The organism is Exiguobacterium sp. s80, assembly GCF_018618725.1.
Taxonomy (GTDB): domain Bacteria; phylum Bacillota; class Bacilli; order Exiguobacteriales; family Exiguobacteriaceae; genus Exiguobacterium_A; species Exiguobacterium_A oxidotolerans.
Genome location: NZ_JACSMP010000001.1, coordinates 334,287 through 353,249, shown reverse-complemented (window position 1 = coordinate 353,249; position 18,963 = coordinate 334,287). Strand labels below are relative to the sequence as shown.

Below are 18,963 nucleotides of genomic sequence, written 5' to 3'. Positions count from 1 at the left end.
CTTATGCTTCTACGCGAATTTCTTTAATGCCTGCGCCTTGCTTCATTTTTTGAGCATGCTCAAGTCCTGAAGTGACTTGTCCGAAGACTGTATGCACACCGTCAAGGTGCGGTTGCGGCTCGTGGACGACGAAGAACTGACTCGAACCTGTGTCGCGACCAGCGTGCGCCATCGAGAGTGAACCTGCTTTATGTTTGTGCGGGTACGAAGTTGACGTTTCACATGGGATTGTTTTCCCAGAACCGCCTGTACCGTTCCCGATTGGGCAGCCGCCTTGTGAGACGAAGCCCGGGATGACACGGTGGAAGTTCAATCCATCGTAGAAGTTCGAGTTCGCAAGGCTCTCGAAGTTTTCTGTTGTAATCGGTGCATCGTCGTTAAAGAGTTCAAAATCAATTTTATTTCCGTCTTCTAATAAGATATATCCAGTTTTTTGCATTGTATACCAACCTTTCGCGCTTTTCAGCTAATGGTGTTCGTCACAAGCAACTTGTGACTCCATGGAACAGTGTACCAAATTTTTTCGGAAAACGCAGGTTTTTTACTCAGTTGACGGCAGAATCTACTATTTCAATTTCAATTTCATCACCGACACGAACGGAAGCTGTTACACCGAGTGGCAATGTCAGAACCGGATCCGTATGACCGAAGTCAGCGTCGAGGACAATCGGGAAGTCGTAGCCGCGTGTTGCCCGTAAAATGATGTCTTTCAATGTAAAGTCCGGATCAAAATCGACCTGACTCTCGAACCGGCCGATAACGAGTGCTGAAATCTCATCATACACACCAAGATGCCGCAACTGTGTAAAATAACGGTCGATCGTTTCCGGTGTTTCGCTTCCGTCATCTTCGAGCATCAAGACAACATCTTCGAAAGACGGCATATACGATGTACCTGCAAGTAACAAGAGTGTGCCACAGTTTCCGGCAAGAATCGGTCCTGTCCCCTCGCCTGTACGACCAATCAACATCCCCGCATTCGGTTGTCGTTTTTTCGGACGGTCGTCATGTACGTCCCAGCGGAGTACTTCATCCGTCCACTCGGATGAGGCGACGATTTTCCCAATCGGTTCCGTCTGCATCAACGTTCGCTTGAACGACTGTTCAGTATAGTCGTCAAGACCGTCCAGTAGACCGAACTGCGGCAAAATCGCCGGCCCTAAAAACGTCGTCAAACCTGTTTTTGCATAAATCGCAGCATGCAGTGCCGTGATGTCACTATAGCCGAGTAAAATTTTCGGGTTGTCCCGAATCAAGTCATAATCGAGCTCATCTAACAGCTGATGCGAGTTGAAGCCGCCGATCGTCGCGATGATCGCTTTGACTTCCGGATCGCGAAACGCCATATGTAAGTCTTGCACCCGTTCGCCAATCGTTCCTGCCGTATGACTATGGACTGCCGTCGCATTCGGCATCACAAGGACCTGAAAGCCCATCCGTTCCAATGTTTCAATGCCGCGTTGCAATCGGCGCGGCACGTAGGCTGCAATCGCTGATGCGGGTGACACGATCGCGATTGTATCGCCTTCTTTTAATCGAGCTGGTTTCATCTTTTTTCCTCCTTCTTCTTTTGGAAAAACCTGACTTTCATCATAACAAAAAAAGTAGCAAATTGGGAAGAAGACCCAACTTGCTACTTTACATGATTTAATCGATGACAGCGTGAACGAGCGGACGTTCTTCCGGTTTCGTTTCACTGATATGATACGCATGATCCATTTTCTCAATTGCTTGATCAAGCGTTTCTTTATTCGAACGAAGTGTCGCGATGACATCGCCGACTTCAACACGATCGCCGACTTTTTTCAATAACGTGACGCTTGCTGCATGATCGATGACGTCTGTTTTCGTCGCTCGGCCCGCTCCAAGAATCATCGCTGCGACACCAACTTCATCGGCGATGATTTCAGAGACATAACCTGTTTTTGATGCCACGAAGTCTTTTTGGTATTTCGTTTCAAGTGCTTTTGACATATCGTCAACGAGTGACGCGTCGCCACCTTGCGCTGCGATGAACTTTTTAAAGACGTCGAGTGCTGCACCGTTCGCGAGGCGTGTCTCGAGATCGGCATACGCTTCGTCGAACGTCGGGTAGAACTCACCAAGGACTGCCATATGTGAGGCAATCGTCAAGGCGATGACTTTCAAGTCACGCACATCTTTACCTTGTAAGACTTCGATTGCTTCTTTGACTTCGTTTGCGTTCCCGATTTCGTTTCCGAGTGGCTGATCCATGTCCGTGATGACGGCAATCGTTTTCCGGTTGACACTTTTCCCGATTGAAACCATCTCTGTCGCAAGTGCTTTCGCGTCCTCAAACGACTTCATGAAAGCACCTGAACCCGTTTTAACATCAAGAACGATGCTATCAGCGCCGGCCGCAATTTTTTTCGACATGATTGAACTTGCAATCAACGGAATCGAATTGACTGTTGCTGTCACGTCACGTAATGCGTAAAGTTTTTTGTCAGCAGGTGTTAAGTTCCCGGTCTGACCGATGATTGCCATCTTGATGTCGTTGACTTGGCTGACGAAGGCTTCTTCCGATAATTCAACATCGAAACCAGGGAAGGCTTCCAATTTATCGATTGTTCCACCTGTATGACCAAGACCGCGTCCGCTCATCTTCGCAACCGGAATTCCGATTGACGCGACGAGTGGTGCAACAATCAGACTGATTTTATCGCCGACGCCGCCTGTTGAGTGTTTGTCGACTTTTTTGCCGTGAATCCGTGATAAGTCGATGACGTCACCTGATTCGACCATCGCCATCGTCAAATCTGCGATTTCACGATCTGACATCCCTTGATAAAAAATGGCCATCGACATCGCTGACATTTGATAATCCGGAACGTCCCCGTTCGTGAATCCTTCGACCATTGCTTTAATATCGGCTGTTGATAACTCGCCGCCGTCTCGTTTCGTTGCAATCAAATCTACCATACGCATAATCTATTTCCTCCTCTAAGGTGTTGTTACATTTTTTTGATCGAACCACGAACGAGCGACAGGAAGTGTGCCCGGACCCGTTCCGTCGTTTCGATGACTTCATCGTGATGGAGCGGCTGATCTAAGATACCTGCTGCCATGTTTGATACACATGAGATTCCGAGTACGCGCATGTCTGAGTGACGTGCGACGATGACTTCAGGAACCGTCGACATGCCGACGACATCTCCACCAAGCATCCGTGCCATTTTGACTTCAGCTGGCGTTTCATATGTCGGACCGGTGTTGCCGAAGTAAACGCCTTGACGAACATTGATTCCGAGCTCATCTGCCGTCGCTTGGGCAAGTTCCAGTAATTCTTTATCATACGGCTTCGACATGTCCGGGAAACGTGGTCCCATCTCATCGACGTTTTTTCCGATCAACGGATTCGTTCCGAAGAAATTGATGTGATCTGTGATCAACATGAGATCTCCCGGTTCGAATGCTTCATTACAAGCACCCGCTGCATTCGTCACGATTAATGTTTCGACGCCGATTGCTTTCATGACACGAACTGGGAATGTGACCATTTCCATCGAGTAGCCTTCATAGAAGTGGAACCGTCCTTGCATCGCGACGACTTGTTTGCCTTCGAGCGTCCCGAAGACGAGTTGTCCCGCATGTCCTTCCACTGTCGAAACAGGGAAGTTCGGAATATCGCCATACGGAATCGCGATTGGATTTTCAATTTCATCAGCCAGTACGCCGAGACCTGATCCGAGAATCAAACCGATTTCCGGCTTTGCCTGCATTTTACTTTCTAAATATGAACGTGTTTCATTCCAGTTGACTGTCATCCAAAATCGCTCCTTTGAAATTAAAGTTCTGTTAAAAAGCTTTTTCCGTGTGCCAGCATTTTAACACCGAAGTTTGCAGCAACCGTCGCTCCAAGATCAGCAAATGTTGCACGCGTTCCTAAATCGTTTGCGACACCGCTCTTTTGGTACGCAAGAAGCGGGACGTACTCACGCGTGTGATCTGTTCCAGCGTGAATCGGATCGTTTCCGTGGTCAGCTGTAATGATTAAGAGATCATCTTCTTGCATCCGCTCGAATACTTCCGGGAGACGTGCATCAAATTCTTCAAGTGCATCACCGTAACCTTGCGGGTCACGACGATGTCCGAACAAGGCATCGAAGTCAACAAGGTTCAAGAAGCAAAGCCCTGTGAAGTCACGTTCGAGTTGACCAACGAGTTGGTCCATTCCGTCCATGTTCGATTTCGTACGAATTGCATCCGTCACACCTTCACCGTCAAAGATGTCAGCGATTTTACCGAGCGAAATGACATCGAATCCAGCTGTCTCAAGCTCATTCATGACAGTCCGGTCAAACGGTTTTAAGGCATAGTCGTGACGGTTCGATGTCCGAACCCATGCGCCTTGCTCCCCAAGGAATGGACGTGCGATGATGCGACCGAGCATGTATGGATCGTCGCGCGTGATATCACGTGCATATTCACAAATTCGGTAAAGTTCTTCGAGTGGGACGACTTCTTCGTGGGCTGCAATCTGTAAGACAGAGTCAGCAGATGTATAGACGATCAATGCGCCCGTTTCGACGTGTTCTTGACCGAGTTCATCTAAGATTTCCGTACCAGAAGCTGGTTTGTTACCGATGATTTTCCGACCAGAGAATGCTTCAAGACGGTCAATCAAGTCAGCCGGGAATTTTTCAAAGACACGGAATGGTGTATCGATGCGAAGACCCATGATTTCCCAGTGTCCCGTCATCGTATCTTTCCCCGCCGATACTTCTTCCATTTTACCGTATGATGCGATTGGTGCGGCATCAGCCGAAACACCTTGAACGGCTTCAATATGCGCGAGACCAAGCTTTTCCAGGTTCGGAATATTCAAGCCATTCATATGCTCTCCGATGTGACCAAGCGTATGTGCTCCTAAATCTCCAAATTGTTCCGCATCGGGTGCTTCACCGATACCAACAGAATCCATGACGACTAAAAATACACGTTTGAATTGTTGTGCCATTTGTATTTCCTCCTAATACGTACTGTAATGAACGACTGCCCTAATGATTTTCCCACAAACCGACTAGACAAAACGCTTCATTTGTCTGAAGTCAGACCTTTGTTTTATAAGGAACATCATGCACGTGGATGATGATTCTTATAGACTTCATGTAACCGACCTTTGTTGACATGCGTGTACATTTGCGTCGTCGACAAGTCGGCATGACCGAGCATCTCTTGGACAACCCGTAAATCTGCACCATTTTCAAGTAGATGAGTAGCGAATGAATGACGGAGTACATGTGGCGTAATCTCTTTTTCAATACCCGCTTCTCTTGCACGTCGTTTAATCATCTTCCAAAAACCTTGTCGCGATAACCGGCTTCCCCGACTATTCAAGAAGACATAATCCGTTTGCTGGCCCCCTAAACTGTTTCGTGCTAGTTCGAGATAGGTCGTGACGCTATCAATCGCTGTCGTACTGATTGGAATGATTCGCGTTTTGTTCCCTTTCCCAAGACACGATAAGTAACCGAGTTCGAGCTGCAGATCGTTTAACGTCAACTGTAGCAGTTCACTGACCCGCATACCGGTACCGTATAACAGTTCAAGCATCGCCGCATCCCGTCTGACGAGCGGATCGTTTCCGACTACGGAATCAAGCAACTTAACGACGTCCGTTTGACTCCAGACGACCGGGAGCTTTTTTTCTGGTTTCGGTAAATCCAAATGACGTGACGGATCACTCTCCACTTGACGCTCTTCGACCAAATATTGATGGAACGAACGGATCGAACTCGTCGCCCGTCTGACCGTCGACCGTGACTTTTGAGCGTTCAACAAGCTCTCGATATGGAGCACGATATGATGTCGTGTCACGAATTCAAGCGAAGTCACCCCTGCTTGTTCGAGCGAATGAAGATACTGGTTTAAATCATTTCGATAGGCTGCTGCCGTATTTCCTGACATTTGCCGTTCAATGACGAGATAGTTGATAAATGCTTCCAGTTGTTGTCTCACTGAATTCATCCTCTTGGCTTAAGAAATCGCTTACTTTCCCATCATATCAAAGGTGTAAACCGTTGTGAAGAGGTCTGACCTATATTTTCAAAAAGAAAAAACCGCCCTGTGTGTGGAAGGACGGTTAGACAGTTTGTGTTTGCGTTTGTTCAAGCGCTTCACGTGCATGACGCTCCTGACAAACACGGCAAACTCCGTGGAAGGTCAAGCGATGATCTTTAATTTTAAAGTGAAACCGCGAGACGATTTCTTTTTCGACATCTTCTAACATATCATCTAAAATTTCTTCGACGGAACCACATTCGATACATACAAGGTGGTGATGCGAGTGACTCGCCCCTTCTTGTCGTAAATCGAATCGAGATACGCCATCTCCGAAGTTGACCTTATCGACGACTTCAAGCTCCGTCAATAATTCGAGCGTCCGGTACACGGTCGCGAGTCCAATATCAGAGTTTTTTTCTTTCACTAATAAAAAGACATTTTCAGCACTGAGGTGATCCGACTCATGTTCTAGCAGGATACGCACAGTCGCTTCACGTTGGGGAGTCAGCTTATATCCTTTACCGCTCAGCTGTTTTTTAATGCGTTCAACACGACTTTCCATCATAGCGCCCCCTTAGGTCGAAACTGATGCTTTTATCATAGCTGATTCTCAATCAATTTTCAAATTAAAATGATTATCAACTGAAAATCAACCAAATTAGAATCATTTTAATGTACGGATGTGCCAATGTTGAATCGCCATGATTGTTTTTGCATCGACAATCGTGCCATTTGCAATCAGTTCTAAGGCCCGGTCAAGTGACAATGTCTGGTTTTCAAGGAATTCATCTGCATCCAGCTGACGTTCACCAGCCGTCAAACCGATTGCTTCATATATATGTACGCGTTCGCTGCAAAATCCCGGTGCCCCGTAAAAATCGAAGACATGTTTCAATTCTTCTGCCGCGTAACCTGTTTCTTCTTTCAATTCTCTTCCGGCACAATCAATTGGATTCTCACCCGCCTCAAGTTTTCCCGCAGGAATTTCAATCGATAGCTGTTCGAATGCTTTGCGGTACTGCTCGACGACAATCAAATCACCTTTTTCATCAAAGGCGATGATGGCGACGGCTCCGTTATGATAAACGAGCTCGCGCACTGATGTATTACCGTTTGGTAAGCTGACGACATGCTTTTCGACATTAAAGACTTTTCCTTCATAAATGACTTCTCGTTCGATTGTTTTTTCTTCCATTCCGAACACCTCTTCCTTCTATAACTATCCGCGCCGTAATTTATTCTTCTTATTCAGTATGCCTGTTATCTGATTCCTGATGCAAGTTTGTTTTTTCAAACTCAAAATATGAAACAGTTCCTCAACAGGGGGACGGAGAAATAAATATGATAAACTGTTCTGTAGTAGCACATATCGAAAGAAATGAGGGATTAGTCATGGGACTCGGATTAGGCACAATGACAATATTAAAACGCGGACAAGAAGAAGCAACAGAAATCCTCCGTACAGCGCTCGACGAAGGGGTCATTCATTTTGACACAGCGGACGTCTACGCGAACGGAGCCGTCGAATCGTTGATTGGACAGACATTTTCGCAAGAAGACCGCAGCCGGATTTTCCTCGCCTCTAAAGGCGGGAACCGAATGAATGCAACGGGAACGGGTTGGACGTGGGATCCGAGTTACGAGTACTTAAAACAAGCATGTCTTGAAAGTCTGAACCGACTCGAAACACCTTACCTCGATCTCTATTATGTCCACGGCGGAACGATGGAAGACGACCTCGATGCATCGATTCAAGCCGTGAAGGATTTAAAAGCAGACGGTAAGATTAAGGCCTATGGTCTTTCTTCTTTACGGCCGAACGTCATTAAGTATTGGCTCGAGCATAGTGATCTCGATTATTTGATGACACCTTACTCGTTACTCGATCGGCGCATCGAAGCACTCTTGCCTTTACTCAATGAAAAAAATGTCAAGGTAGTCGCTCGTGGTCCGCTCGCAAAAGGATTATTGACGACTGAGAGTACGTCGCGCCTCCAATCCGTTGACCAGTTCGAGCAATTTAATAAAGAAAAACTCGAAGAAACATTGAATTTCTTGCAAGACTACCCACTACCCGCGCTCGCTCTCCAAGCAATCGATCAACAAGCCGCAATCGTCCTGCCTGGTGCGTCGAGCGTGTCGCAATTACAGGCCAATCTCAAGGCGATGCGGGAACCCGTCACGCTTGAACAAATCAATCACGTCCTGAAGACATTGCCGGTCCATCCTTATACAGCACATCAATAAGGTTTGAGTTTTAGCAAGCCGGGGAATCCTCTTATTTGTAACGTTAACCCTAGAGGAGGAATTTTATTATGGCACGTATTTTAATCGTTTCAACAAGCGCGGATGACATGAACGGACACGCAACAGGACTTTGGTTCGAAGAGTTTGCTGCACCGTTTAACTTATTTAATGAAGCAGGACATGACGTCACTGTTGTTTCTGTTAAAGGTGGCGACGTCCCAATCGATAAAGCATCACTCGTCAAAGAAATTCTGCCGAAGTTCCAAGACGCACGTAAAGCACTAAAAGATACAGCTTCACTCTCAACAGTCGATCCTTCATCGTTCGACGCTGTTTATTTCCCGGGTGGACACGGTGCGGTCGTTGACTTCCCGAACAATCCACAAGTTGCCGGTGCAATCGAAGCAATGGTCAAGAAAGACGGAATCGTCGCATCTGTTTGTCACGGACCTGCCGCTTTCGCTCACGTCATGATTGATGGCAAACCATTCGTCGAAGGTCGTCAAATCAACGGCTTTACAGATGAAGAAGAAAAATCAACAGGTCTTGAAGAGAAAGTTCCATTCTTACTCGAAACAACGTTGCGTAATGAAGGTGCAACGTTCTTGACTTCAGACGCAGGTAAAGAATTCGCAGTCATCGATGGCAACGTCATCACAGGTCAAAACCCAGCTTCAAGTGAAGCTGTCGCTAAATTGATCGTCGCTAAACTCGCGACTGTCTAAAATTTTAATTGATGCTGAGCACTTCCACTGAACATCAGTGGAAGTGCTCAGCGTGTAGACAAACTTAGATGGAAGATCACTTGAATGTGATTTTCCATCTTTTTTTGCTCTCTCTTTCCTTCCTAATCGTCTTCCTGTGGCAAACATCGCGCCGCTACAGCAAAGCTGCAGGGTCGCTCCTGTTTGCTTTCCACTAGGAAGCGATTAGATTAGAAAGCGAGATTTTTTTAGCTTTCTTTAAGATCAGTGAAGATACTCTGTCGTTTTGGAAACGATTCAAGACGGTCCACCTGAAAGGCGTCCCTTTTCGTCGACTTCTACGGGAAAAAATGCGTCTTTGCGTGCTTTTCTCCCCCCACGTGACGTTGTCTACATGCAAAACAGCACCTCCACTGAACGAAGCTGGAGGTGCTGTTTTCGCTTCGGGTCATTTCCCTTCGTTAAGCGCCCGCTGAAGCATCAGTATTTCACGTTCGGTTGCCGCAACCGTGCGGTCTTCAATAACGAGCTGCTGCTGTCGTGCTTCAAGCTGCTCGTCAAGGTTCGTACGCTCTTCATCGGTAAACGACTGTTCAACCACACGTTCCCGTCGATACCAACGCTTCGGAATGATTTTTGGTGCTGGTCCTGTCTCAATCGTCCGTTCGATTTCATCGAATGCCGCCTGCGCTTCTGCCTGACGGTCTTGAAGCGGACGAATCTGTTGAGTGAACGCCTGTAATCGTTCGTCGACGAAGGGGCGTGTTTTTGACGCCAACATTTCTTTTACATCCATTCGTAACACGTGTTCTGCTTGCTGACGTTGCATATCTTCTTCGTGATCTGTTGGTTCGAGAAGTTCCACACGGTCGCTGTTTTCAGACTCTGTCAGAATGTCTTCGATTTCACTGATCGACAACCACGAGACATGTCGCATGACGAATTGATCGATTAGCCCCGCATCAACATAGTAGTCTCCGACTTCTCCACCTAATTTCAATTCAGCGGCGGCATATGTTGCATGTCGTTTGATGATGTCATCCGTCTCTTCGTCCAGCCAGTCTTGATAATCTTTAAATACACTCACGTTCTCTACTCCCTATCCCATCACAATCAAACACTCGTTTGACTTCTCTTGATTTCTTCGATTGCCCAGTCACACCAATCGAGGTAATTCAGCATCATCCGTAGACCGTATTCACTCGTCAATGTCTCCCCGAGTGTCGCCCCGTTCTCTAAATGATCTTTTCGCCACACTTGCATCATGTCGACCGCAAATTGATGATGCCGTTTTGATTCTTCAAGGTAAGCGATCGCTTCCTCGAGCGGCAAGAGGTGTAACAACGACACGCGCATTAAGTTCTCATCTTTCATTTTCGGCTTAAATTCACTCGGTGCCCGCAGCCAGGCGACGAGCTCTGTTTGGCCTTTATCTGTAATCGAATAGACTTTTTTATCTGGAAGATCCTCCTGGACGATATGAACACTCGTCACGAGTGATGCTTCTTCCATTTTTAATAATTCTCGATAAATTTGCGTATGGTGTGCTGTCCAAAAATGCGTCATCTGTTTTTTGAACGTCGTACTTAAATCATAGCCTGTCGCTTCTCCCTGGGTTAGCAGTCCGAGCAGTGCGAATCGTAATCCCACTGGCTGCACCTTCTTTCATCAATAATATATATTGTTAATTATCTCAAATTACGTTGCATTACGCCACTTTGTACTTTTTTAAGCAAAAAAAAACTGTAGATCGCTGTCTCATCTACAGTTCCTCCTGTCACATGCTAGATTGTTCAATGCTTCGTTCGACCATCGCCCAGTACTCCGGCGGATGCGGGACGAAGCGGTTCCGCCCGAAACGTTCACCCTCGATGCTGACGACTTCCGTTGTCGTTTCGTCACCTAACGTAGCAAATGCGTCGAATGAAAAAGCGACCAGCCGTTTGACTTCAGTCGCTTGTAAATGATAGTCAGAAATGGCTTGGTTCGATTCCGTCAAAAAGACCTGAGTCCGCTCGCGATCAATGAATCCCGGCAACGTCAGTTCTTCTAGAAAAATACCAACGTGCTCCAACTGATCCATCGTCCGGACGAGTCCGAGCTCTTCTTCGAGTTCACGAACACCATCAGCAACGGTTTCACCGGCAAGTAAATGTCCTGCCGCTGTAATATCGAGACAATTTGGAAAATCCTTTTTTCCAGTCGCCCGTTCTTGAAGAAGAACGATTCGTTGCTCTCGATTCACGACGAAGCAGTGGAACGTCTCATGCCATAACCCTTCAGCATGTACCCGGTTTCGTGACGCCGTGAATAATGGATGCCCGGCCTGATCCGTGACCATGATTAACTCCTGTTCACTCATCCCAGCACCTTAGAGGCTTGATAGAAGCGCTCGCCTACCGTATACAGCTCTGCAATCAAGAAGACGATCGCAATCCAGATGATTGCACTTGGGAATAACAGCATTGCCGTTAAAAACAAGAACCCCTCTGTCCGTTCAACGAGACCCGGCTGGTATTGGAAGGACTTGATGCCATAATTTTCACTGACTGCCCCAATCGCGAGAAACATCGTCATACCGATGACAAAGGACGCAATTAAAAAGAGCATGACGATTTGTGTTTCCGGAAAACGAAGCGCAATCCCGATCAGCACGGACAACTCGACGATTCGATCTAGTACAAGATCAAGAATCGTTCCAATCGCTGTCGGTTTTTCGCGACGTGCCATCGTCCCATCGACGACATCAAGCATTCCAGAAATCCACAATAAGAGAATCGCAATTCCCATCATGTCATTGTAGACGAAGAATCCTGTTGCCCCTCCGATGATGCCGGAAATGATTGTGACTTGATTCGCCGACAGACCAAGCTTTTTCAAACCGGTCGCCGCTTGGTCGAACACAGGTTGGACCATCTTTCGTGCTCGTGTATCTAACATATTAGTCCTCCTTTCTGACGACATAAACAGTCGTCGCTTCGTCGAACGCTCTTCTTGTCTGAATGACGAGTCGCTCGCCGGTTGCCCGTTCGACTTCATAGAACCGAACACCATATTGGATTAATTCTTTCGTAATCGTAACACGTTCATTTGTTTGATTCGTCGGTCTTAAGACCAACTCGATCGCAGACAGCGGATACCATGTCCCGTCTAAGGCAAGACCATCTCCAAAAAACGGACTCGTCTCGCTTAAAGCAACAGGTCGCCCTTGCTCGATAATGCGTCCTGCCTGCATGACATACACATAGTCCGCCATTGCCATCGCTTCTTCGCGATCATGTGTGACAAGCAACGTCGTCACGCCTTGTTGCTCCGTCAGGCGACGAATCAACGTCCGTAATTCACGCCTCCGCGGCAAATCGAGGCTTGAAAACGGCTCGTCTAATAATAAAAAGTTCGGTTGACTCGCAAGGGCACGTGCTAAGCTCGCACGTTGTTGCTCGCCTCCCGACAGTTGATGGACAAAGTCCGCTTCACGTCCCGGTAACCCGACGCGGTCGAGCCACTCCGAGACTTGTCGGGCGTCCCCTCGCATGCCAAGGCGGATATTCTGCCCGATCGTGAGATGGGGAAACAGTAGCGGTCGTTGAAACAGCATCGTCACTCCGCGTTTACTCGGGACTGTTTTCGTAACGTCACGCTCTCCGAAGTGAATCGTTCCACCTGAGACCTTTTCTAATCCGGCAATCAAGCGCAGTAACGTCGTCTTCCCGCTTCCACTCGGTCCGACAAGCGCAACGCATTGTCCCGAGGCGATGGTTAGATCGATGTCTTGCAAGACGGTCGTTTTACCGAAACGCTTCATCACTTTATTAATTTTTACGTCCATCTAATAACCTCCGAACCCCTTCTATCCATAAGGTAAAGAACAACATTTGCCCTAGATAAATCAAAAATGGTAACCCGATCAACCAAATCGTCGCTTCTTTAGCCGCATCAACCGCATTCCCAGAGTAAAGGGGGAAGACTTCAAGTGCGAGCATCCGAACGACGCCACCGCCGATGAGCACGACGAGTGCATACTGACTAAGTGTGATGACGGTGACGAGCAATGTCACCGATTGTAATGTCGGACGAAGCAACGGTCCGACTAAAAAGAAAAATCGCTTCAAGCGGTTTGCCTCAACAAGGACCGTCTGTTCGAGTAGTTGTTCACCGAGCGCCTGAAATCCGTTCGTATAAAGGCGGACCGTGTACGGAAGTGTCGGTAACAAAAGGACGAGTAACACGCCAAGGAATTGATCAGCCAAACCTAAACGGATCCACGTCAAATAAAGACCGAATGAGAGCAATAATACAGGTAAAAACAGTGGCAGACTAATCAACAACTCAGCCAGTTGAATGATTCGTCCCGTCTGAAAGGCAATGGCTTTCCCTGCCGCATAACCAATTACGTGGTTCAAAAACGTCACTGCTGCAATCATGAAGAGCGTCGTCGTCAACGTCTCGACGATTCGCGGATTTAGAGAAAATGATTTCGGAATGATTCCCAGCAGCGGTGCAACGACGAGACAAGCGATCAATAGCGTAACGATTCGTTGCTTCATTCAATCCGCCCCTTACTGATTCGCTCTGTGATCGGTCGAATCCACCACGTGAAGACGGCTAACATCATGAAGAGCAACGTCGTCAAGACGACACTGATGGCAAAAGCCGTTGGTTGTTGCGACAGGTCTCCTTGCGTATATAAATCAAATACATATACACCAATCATTTTCGGATACGTCACACCAAGCAATGCCGGCACTTCGTAGGCAAATAGAACAAATGCAAAAACGATGAAGCTAGCTTCAAGTGCCGGAAACAAAATAAAAACACCTTTTCCATGCCAAAATCGGCGAATCCTAGATAATCCAAGCAGTTGCCCCAATTCCTCATACCGGTGATCAAGCCGTCGAAAAACAGGAATGAGATAAAAAAAGATGAACGGTGTTTCTTTATATACGTAAGTCAAGATGATACTGAAATGATTCGTCTCATGCGGACCAATCATCGGTACATTACTGAAGTAGAGAATCGCAAGATATGCTGCACCAAGATGCGGGATAAACAGCGGAAGTGCGAGGATTTGTTCCGCCATCCCCCCTCGCCTTGAGAAAAATTGAGCTAAGCCGAAACCGACCCCTAACGAAAGTAACGTGCTACTCAGTGCGACGTACAGACTTAACACAATGCTTTCAAGAAACACGGTATCGCTTAACAATGCACGATAATCGGCGACTGTCGTCATCGATACACTGATGAACAGTCCATAAAGAACCATTCCAGCAATCAAGAAGACAGCGGGGTAAGGATTACCGCGCCACACGTTCCGGCCAATCCTTTCGAATGATCTCGAAGAATTCCGGGTCGAGCTCCGCTCGGACTTTTCCTTCAAATGCATCTGGTGTCGGTGTCGATTTTGCTGCCGGAACATCCTTAAACGCTTGTTGTTCTACTGACGTCAACGTACTTAAATCAAGACTTGTCCCATCTCCCCAGTAGGTCGCGTCATATTTCTTCAACTGCGCATCTGCCGATAACAATTCGTTGATTGCAACGAGCGCCCCTTTTGGGTTTGGTGCGTTAAATGGAACCGATAAGAAGTGGGTCGACGCAATCGAACCTTCTTCTAAGATGAGCGGACGCGTTTCTTCCGGGAAGGTCCCGGACGCTACTTCCTGTTCGGCCCGGCGTTCATTGAAGCCCATCGTGAATGCGACATCCCCCTTCGCATACAATTGATCGAGCTGAGCGAGCGTCTTCGGATAGGTTTTCCCTTCTTTCCAAAGGTACGGCTTTAAATCGTTTAAATAAGCCCATGTCTTTTTAAAATCGCTTTTCGGGTTCTTCAACGTTTCATTAGATTCGACCCCGTACATGACGTGACGGACAAACGTATTTCCCGTGAAATCCGTCACTTCCGGATAAGTGAATTTTCCTGGGTTTGCTTTGACCCAGTCTTTTAACTCGTTTAAGTCCACCGGTGGTTTGGCAACACTGGCTTGATCATAATGGAACGCAAACTGGACTTTTCCCCAGGCCGCTTCGAGCCCTTCCGTCTTCGTCCCACTATCTGAAGCTTGCGCCGCGGCGTCGACTTGCTTGATGTTCGGTAAGACGCGCGCGATGTCACCATATAACAGACCGTCTTTTTTCGCATTTCGGAAATTATCGCCGTTGATCCAGACGACATCAATCACGCCTGTGTCCTTACCGGCTGTTTTTTCAGCACGCAATTTCTGAATGATATCCGCTGTTTCAATCGGCACACGCTTCAATGTGATTTGATGCTCTTTTTTCAACTTGGGTGCGACGTACTCGTCGATATAGGCATTGATTCCGTCATCTCCACCCCACATGTACATCCGGACCGTCGTTTTCGCTGCTTCCTGTTCAATCATTTTATAGGATGAACCTAGCACTTCGTCCTTTGCCGGCAAGTCAGAAGTTGCGCCACACCCGGCAAGCAACAACCCACCGACAGCGATACCGATTACTTTTTTTAACATTTTCATTCCACCCCATCATTTTTTGTCAAATCCGGACTTACCGAGCCATTCAATCAATCGGGGACAAACGGCATATGCTTTCGCTGAAAGTTCCATCCACCACGGTGCATTGACCTCTCGTTTTTGACGCTCGATCGCTCGGACCACCGTTTTTGCAAGCGACTCTTTCGATAACAAAATCGAGGCGACATTCTTTTCATATTTGCGACTGAGATCGGCGCGAATGAAAAAATCAGTCGCAATCGGTCCCGGATTAACCGTCATCACATGAATTCCTTTTGGTCGTAATTCAAGTCGCAATGCATTTGAGAACTGAAGCAGGCTTGCTTTTGTCATGCAGTAGATGGTCGATTTCGGAGTCGGCAGCTTTCCTGCCTGACTGGCGACATTGACAATCATTCCATTCGGACGCAGGAAAGGTAGACACGCTTTTGTCAACCGAACGGGCGTCAGGACATTGATCCGGTGCATCGATTCAATCGTCTCAATCGAGGTATCCTGCAAGAAACTGAATTCTCCGAATCCGGCATTATTGATCAATACATCAATCATGCCATAGTCGACCTGGATTCGTTCGGCTAAATGCTCCGGTGAATGTTCTAAGTCATAGACGATATAGTCAGCATGCAGCTCTCTTGCTAAGCGTTCGAGCCGATCGGCACGGCGGGCAATCAAAATCAAATTCGCTCCTTGCCGGTTCAAGACGCGCGCTAACGCTTCACCGAGACCGCTTGATGCTCCAGTCAAGACAACCGTTTTATTCATTAGATTCATCCGCTAACTCCCGCTTTCGAATAATAAAGAACCGTATCTCGTTTTTCGACTGTAATTTGACCGCTTGCGACTAAATAATCGAGTCGTGCTTTCATTTCACTCATCACGAGCGGAAACGATTTTTTTAAACGATTGCCGTACGTCAACTGCGCTAACTCAAATAACGTCTGCTCTCCCGTCAGATGTTTCAAAAGTTGCTCACCGCGGGCCTTACGTTGGAGCAATCGTTCTTCAATCAAGGATGGAACGTCACGGATTGTTTCGCCATGACCGGTATAGGCGATCGTGATTCGTTCACCTTGAAGCTTTTCGAGCGAGCGCATATATGCAAGGACAGGGCGTTTTATATCAGACGCATCTCCTGCTTGCGGCTGTTCAAGTAACGGGTTCGGCTCAATCCGTGCCAGTAAATGGTCGGCTGCAAACAATGTCCCGTCTTGACCGAGAATCCCGATCTGGTCGCTTGCGTGTCCCGGTAGCTCAATCACGCGGTATGTACTTGCCGCCGTGATGGAATCCCCTTCTTTTAGGACATAGTCGAGTTGTCCTTTTCCGAGCCATTTGAGGGCCGACAGATAACTCGGTAGCAACGCTCGTATTTCTTTTGGCACCCCGAACGACATCGCTAAGCGTTGCAAAAAGGCATCGCCACTATTCAAGAAGTCCGTATCCTGTTCTAAATAGGGACGAAGTCGTGCGTGCCCGTAAATCGCAATTCCTTTTTCAGAAAAACGATAAGCCATTCCGGCATGATCGGCGTGGTGATGCGTCACGATTACTTTATCGAGTTCTTCGACAGACAAGCCGATTTTCTGCAAACCCTCTTGCATGGCGTGCCAAGCTTCTGCCGTATCCGGTCCACAATCAATCAAAATATTTTCATTGTCCGTTTTGAGGACGTAACAATTGATATCACCGACTGGAAACGGCGTTGGGATCGGTAGCGTGAAGATTTCATCTTTGCTGTTCACTTGGAATCCCCTCATTTCTCTCACTAGTTTCCTTCATTATAGAGAAAAATGAACCCGAGCCGCAAACTTTGTCTGTCACTCTCTTGCATCCCTTCACTAAAGCATACGTAAACCGTCTGGAATTGGATGCAAAAAAGCGACCTTTCGCAGAATGAAAGGTCGCTTGTTTATTGCAAATTTTATTTTAAATTAAGGACAGTCAGTTTATCACGCGTCATCGAAGCAAGACTTCGTCCGACACCCTGCACACCAAGTCCAGATGATTTAACGCCGATGAATGGGAAGTGGTCTGGGCCACGTTCAGTCCGACCATTAATTTGAACAGAACCTGTTTCAAGGGCATCCGCTACAGCAAAAGCTGAATCAATGTTTTCCGTAAAGACACTTGCTTGAAGACCGTATTCCGATTCGTTCGAGTACGCAATCATCTCTTCGACTGAGCTGACACGAATGATTGGTAAGACGGGTCCGAACGGTTCTTCCCAAGCAACACGCATGTCACGTGTCACGTTGTCGATTAGTGTTGGTTCAATCAAGTTGTTCGTCCGGTTTCCACCAGTAACGATTGTTGCACCTTGATCTTTCGCATCCGTAATCAAGCCCTCCACGTAATCCGCTGATTTTGTATCGATCAATGGAACTACGACACTGTCGTCTTCAGGTGAACCGACCGTTAACTTCGCGATCCGTGTTGTTAATTCGTCAACGAGCGCATCCGCTTGATGATCTAAGACGAATACACGTTTGATCGCTGTGCAGCGTTGTCCAGAATAAGAGAACGCTCCACTGATGATGTGATCTGCTGCTAATGAAAGGTCCGCGTCTTCTAAGACGAGTGCCGGGTCTTTTCCACCGAGTTCAAGTACAAGTGGGATCATCGCTGATTGGCGAGACAAGTGACGTCCCGTCCCTGTACCACCCGTGAAAGTAATCATATCAATTCCTGGATGTGCTGTTAAATAGTCACCGATGACTGATCCCCGACCTGTCACGACGTTAACGAGACCTGACGGAAGACCTGCTGCGACGAGTGCTTCAATCATCAAGATTCCACTGATCGAACCTTGTGTTGCCGGTTTGAAGACAACCGCGTTTCCTGTCATCAACGCCGGTGCAAGTTTTGCTGCCGCTAAATTGACCGGGTAGTTAAATGGTGAAATCGCAAGGACGACGCCGAGTGGCGCTTTTTTGATGACTGCAAGTTTTTTGGCACTCCCACCTGGGAATGAATCGCCTTGCATCATTTGACCGTCAAAACGAAGACCTTCTTCTGCTGTATACCGAATGATTTCCGCAGTCCGCTTCACTTCTTTAACGCCATCTGCACGTCCTTTACCCACTTCACGCATGATGACTTCGCCGATTTCGTCAGCGCGTTTTTCAAGTTCTGTTGCCCATGCATGTAATAGTTCAGCACGTTTGTTTGCTGGTTGTTTCGCCCAAGTCGTTTGTGCCGCTTTTGCTGAAGCAATCGCACGGTCGACTTCTGGTTTCGTCATCGCTTGTACACGACCAACGAGTTCTTCTTTATATGGTGAAGAGATTTCGATTGTCTCTTTTGATTCACTCTCATACCATTGTCCATCCAATAAAAATGTATACGTTGTTTTTGTTGTATTCATTCCACTCTACCTCCATATGTTTTTTCTCTCTGTCACTTCAGTGTGTGGCTGCATAGCTATTGTAAACAATTGGTCAGACAAATGCCAAACATTTTGCTTAACATATTATGAAAGCGATTACAATAGT

The 18,963-nt window shown here is 47.2% G+C and carries 21 protein-coding genes; 2 read left to right on the top strand and 19 right to left on the bottom strand.

Features of this window, described 5'->3' with window-relative positions; all coding sequences use genetic code 11:
- Position 1: 1 nt before the first annotated feature.
- From KNP94_RS01815 to KNP94_RS01780, 8 genes are all read right to left on the bottom strand, one after another.
- A complete protein-coding gene (locus KNP94_RS01815) occupies positions 2-439 on the bottom strand; it encodes a peptidylprolyl isomerase (protein ID WP_088836693.1) in 438 nt (145 codons plus the stop codon).
- Between the two features lie 106 nt (positions 440-545).
- Positions 546-1,550, bottom strand: coding sequence for a S66 family peptidase (locus KNP94_RS01810; RefSeq protein WP_214771635.1), 1,005 nt, complete (start codon positions 1,548-1,550; stop codon positions 546-548).
- A gap of 97 nt (positions 1,551-1,647) precedes the next feature.
- On the bottom strand, positions 1,648-2,949 hold the full coding sequence (locus tag KNP94_RS01805; RefSeq protein ID WP_215115112.1) for a pyrimidine-nucleoside phosphorylase: 1,302 nt from the start codon (positions 2,947-2,949) through the stop codon (positions 1,648-1,650).
- A 26-nt stretch (positions 2,950-2,975) separates the two neighbouring features.
- Positions 2,976-3,788, bottom strand: a complete 813-nt coding sequence (locus tag KNP94_RS01800; protein ID WP_029333165.1) for a purine-nucleoside phosphorylase — start codon at positions 3,786-3,788, stop codon at positions 2,976-2,978.
- 20 nt (positions 3,789-3,808) lie between these two features.
- Entirely contained in the window at positions 3,809-4,981 is a 1,173-nt protein-coding gene (deoB, locus tag KNP94_RS01795) for a phosphopentomutase (protein ID WP_215115111.1), read from the bottom strand.
- A 116-nt stretch (positions 4,982-5,097) separates the two neighbouring features.
- Positions 5,098-5,982, bottom strand: a complete 885-nt coding sequence (gene xerD / locus KNP94_RS01790; protein WP_214771632.1) for a site-specific tyrosine recombinase XerD — start codon at positions 5,980-5,982, stop codon at positions 5,098-5,100.
- Between the two features lie 124 nt (positions 5,983-6,106).
- Positions 6,107-6,589, bottom strand: coding sequence for a ferric iron uptake transcriptional regulator (gene fur, locus KNP94_RS01785; protein ID WP_088836688.1), 483 nt, complete (start codon positions 6,587-6,589; stop codon positions 6,107-6,109).
- Positions 6,590-6,691: 102 nt separating this feature from the next.
- A complete protein-coding gene (locus KNP94_RS01780) occupies positions 6,692-7,222 on the bottom strand; it encodes an NUDIX domain-containing protein (RefSeq protein ID WP_088836687.1) in 531 nt (176 codons plus the stop codon).
- A gap of 197 nt (positions 7,223-7,419) precedes the next feature.
- Between KNP94_RS01780 and KNP94_RS01775 the strand changes: the two genes are divergently transcribed.
- A complete protein-coding gene (locus KNP94_RS01775; protein ID WP_214805215.1) occupies positions 7,420-8,274 on the top strand; it encodes an aldo/keto reductase in 855 nt (284 codons plus the stop codon).
- A gap of 68 nt (positions 8,275-8,342) precedes the next feature.
- Positions 8,343-8,999 carry a type 1 glutamine amidotransferase domain-containing protein gene (locus KNP94_RS01770; RefSeq protein WP_029333159.1) on the top strand — a complete coding sequence of 219 codons (657 nt, stop codon included), beginning with the start codon at positions 8,343-8,345 and terminating at the stop codon, positions 8,997-8,999.
- Positions 9,000-9,426: 427 nt separating this feature from the next.
- Here the strand turns inward: KNP94_RS01770 and KNP94_RS01765 are convergent, their stop codons facing one another.
- From KNP94_RS01765 to KNP94_RS01715, 11 genes are all read right to left on the bottom strand, one after another.
- Positions 9,427-10,065 (bottom strand): hypothetical protein, encoded by a 639-nt coding sequence (locus KNP94_RS01765; RefSeq protein WP_215115110.1) that lies wholly within the window; start codon positions 10,063-10,065, stop codon positions 9,427-9,429.
- A gap of 26 nt (positions 10,066-10,091) precedes the next feature.
- Entirely contained in the window at positions 10,092-10,628 is a 537-nt protein-coding gene (locus KNP94_RS01760) for a PadR family transcriptional regulator (protein ID WP_088836684.1), read from the bottom strand.
- Between the two features lie 127 nt (positions 10,629-10,755).
- Complete coding sequence (locus KNP94_RS01755) at positions 10,756-11,319, bottom strand: NUDIX hydrolase (RefSeq protein ID WP_251132541.1); 564 nt, start codon at positions 11,317-11,319, stop codon at positions 10,756-10,758.
- Positions 11,320-11,336: 17 nt separating this feature from the next.
- A complete protein-coding gene (locus KNP94_RS01750) occupies positions 11,337-11,918 on the bottom strand; it encodes a CDP-alcohol phosphatidyltransferase family protein (RefSeq protein WP_029333155.1) in 582 nt (193 codons plus the stop codon).
- A 1-nt stretch (position 11,919) separates the two neighbouring features.
- Entirely contained in the window at positions 11,920-12,807 is an 888-nt protein-coding gene (locus tag KNP94_RS01745; protein ID WP_088836682.1) for an ABC transporter ATP-binding protein, read from the bottom strand.
- Entirely contained in the window at positions 12,791-13,525 is a 735-nt protein-coding gene (locus KNP94_RS01740; RefSeq protein ID WP_029333661.1) for an ABC transporter permease subunit, read from the bottom strand. Before KNP94_RS01740 ends, KNP94_RS01745 begins: the two co-directional genes overlap by 17 nt.
- Positions 13,522-14,286: an ABC transporter permease gene (locus tag KNP94_RS01735; protein ID WP_088836681.1), complete on the bottom strand. Its 765-nt coding sequence runs from the start codon at positions 14,284-14,286 to the stop codon at positions 13,522-13,524. The genes KNP94_RS01740 and KNP94_RS01735 overlap by 4 nt, the downstream gene beginning before the upstream one ends.
- Positions 14,273-15,469, bottom strand: coding sequence for an ABC transporter substrate-binding protein (locus KNP94_RS01730; protein ID WP_214771615.1), 1,197 nt, complete (start codon positions 15,467-15,469; stop codon positions 14,273-14,275). The genes KNP94_RS01735 and KNP94_RS01730 overlap by 14 nt, the downstream gene beginning before the upstream one ends.
- A gap of 15 nt (positions 15,470-15,484) precedes the next feature.
- Positions 15,485-16,243 carry an SDR family NAD(P)-dependent oxidoreductase gene (locus tag KNP94_RS01725; RefSeq protein WP_215115108.1) on the bottom strand — a complete coding sequence of 253 codons (759 nt, stop codon included), beginning with the start codon at positions 16,241-16,243 and terminating at the stop codon, positions 15,485-15,487.
- A complete protein-coding gene (locus KNP94_RS01720) occupies positions 16,240-17,214 on the bottom strand; it encodes an MBL fold metallo-hydrolase (protein ID WP_088836678.1) in 975 nt (324 codons plus the stop codon). Before KNP94_RS01720 ends, KNP94_RS01725 begins: the two co-directional genes overlap by 4 nt.
- A 179-nt stretch (positions 17,215-17,393) precedes the next feature.
- Entirely contained in the window at positions 17,394-18,836 is a 1,443-nt protein-coding gene (locus KNP94_RS01715) for an NADP-dependent glyceraldehyde-3-phosphate dehydrogenase (protein WP_088836677.1), read from the bottom strand.
- Positions 18,837-18,963 lie beyond the last annotated feature (127 nt).

Excerpts from the sequence above, each read along its gene's own strand:
- KNP94_RS01815 (WP_088836693.1), bottom strand. The coding sequence starts at position 439 with ATGCAAAAAACTGGATATATCTTATTAGAAGACGGAAATAAAATTGAT.
- KNP94_RS01810 (WP_214771635.1), bottom strand. The coding sequence starts at position 1,550 with ATGAAACCAGCTCGATTAAAAGAAGGCGATACAATCGCGATCGTGTCA.
- KNP94_RS01805 (WP_215115112.1), bottom strand. The coding sequence starts at position 2,949 with ATGCGTATGGTAGATTTGATTGCAACGAAACGAGACGGCGGCGAGTTA.
- KNP94_RS01800 (WP_029333165.1), bottom strand. The coding sequence starts at position 3,788 with ATGACAGTCAACTGGAATGAAACACGTTCATATTTAGAAAGTAAAATG.
- deoB (WP_215115111.1), bottom strand. The coding sequence starts at position 4,981 with ATGGCACAACAATTCAAACGTGTATTTTTAGTCGTCATGGATTCTGTT.
- fur (WP_088836688.1), bottom strand. The coding sequence starts at position 6,589 with ATGGAAAGTCGTGTTGAACGCATTAAAAAACAGCTGAGCGGTAAAGGA.
- KNP94_RS01780 (WP_088836687.1), bottom strand. The coding sequence starts at position 7,222 with ATGGAAGAAAAAACAATCGAACGAGAAGTCATTTATGAAGGAAAAGTC.
- KNP94_RS01775 (WP_214805215.1), top strand. The coding sequence starts at position 7,420 with ATGGGACTCGGATTAGGCACAATGACAATATTAAAACGCGGACAAGAA.
- KNP94_RS01770 (WP_029333159.1), top strand. The coding sequence starts at position 8,343 with ATGGCACGTATTTTAATCGTTTCAACAAGCGCGGATGACATGAACGGA.
- KNP94_RS01755 (WP_251132541.1), bottom strand. The coding sequence starts at position 11,319 with ATGGTCACGGATCAGGCCGGGCATCCATTATTCACGGCGTCACGAAAC.
- KNP94_RS01750 (WP_029333155.1), bottom strand. The coding sequence starts at position 11,918 with ATGTTAGATACACGAGCACGAAAGATGGTCCAACCTGTGTTCGACCAA.
- KNP94_RS01745 (WP_088836682.1), bottom strand. The coding sequence starts at position 12,807 with ATGGACGTAAAAATTAATAAAGTGATGAAGCGTTTCGGTAAAACGACC.
- KNP94_RS01740 (WP_029333661.1), bottom strand. The coding sequence starts at position 13,525 with ATGAAGCAACGAATCGTTACGCTATTGATCGCTTGTCTCGTCGTTGCA.
- KNP94_RS01730 (WP_214771615.1), bottom strand. The coding sequence starts at position 15,469 with ATGTTAAAAAAAGTAATCGGTATCGCTGTCGGTGGGTTGTTGCTTGCC.
- KNP94_RS01725 (WP_215115108.1), bottom strand. The coding sequence starts at position 16,243 with ATGAATCTAATGAATAAAACGGTTGTCTTGACTGGAGCATCAAGCGGT.
- KNP94_RS01715 (WP_088836677.1), bottom strand. The coding sequence starts at position 18,836 with ATGAATACAACAAAAACAACGTATACATTTTTATTGGATGGACAATGG.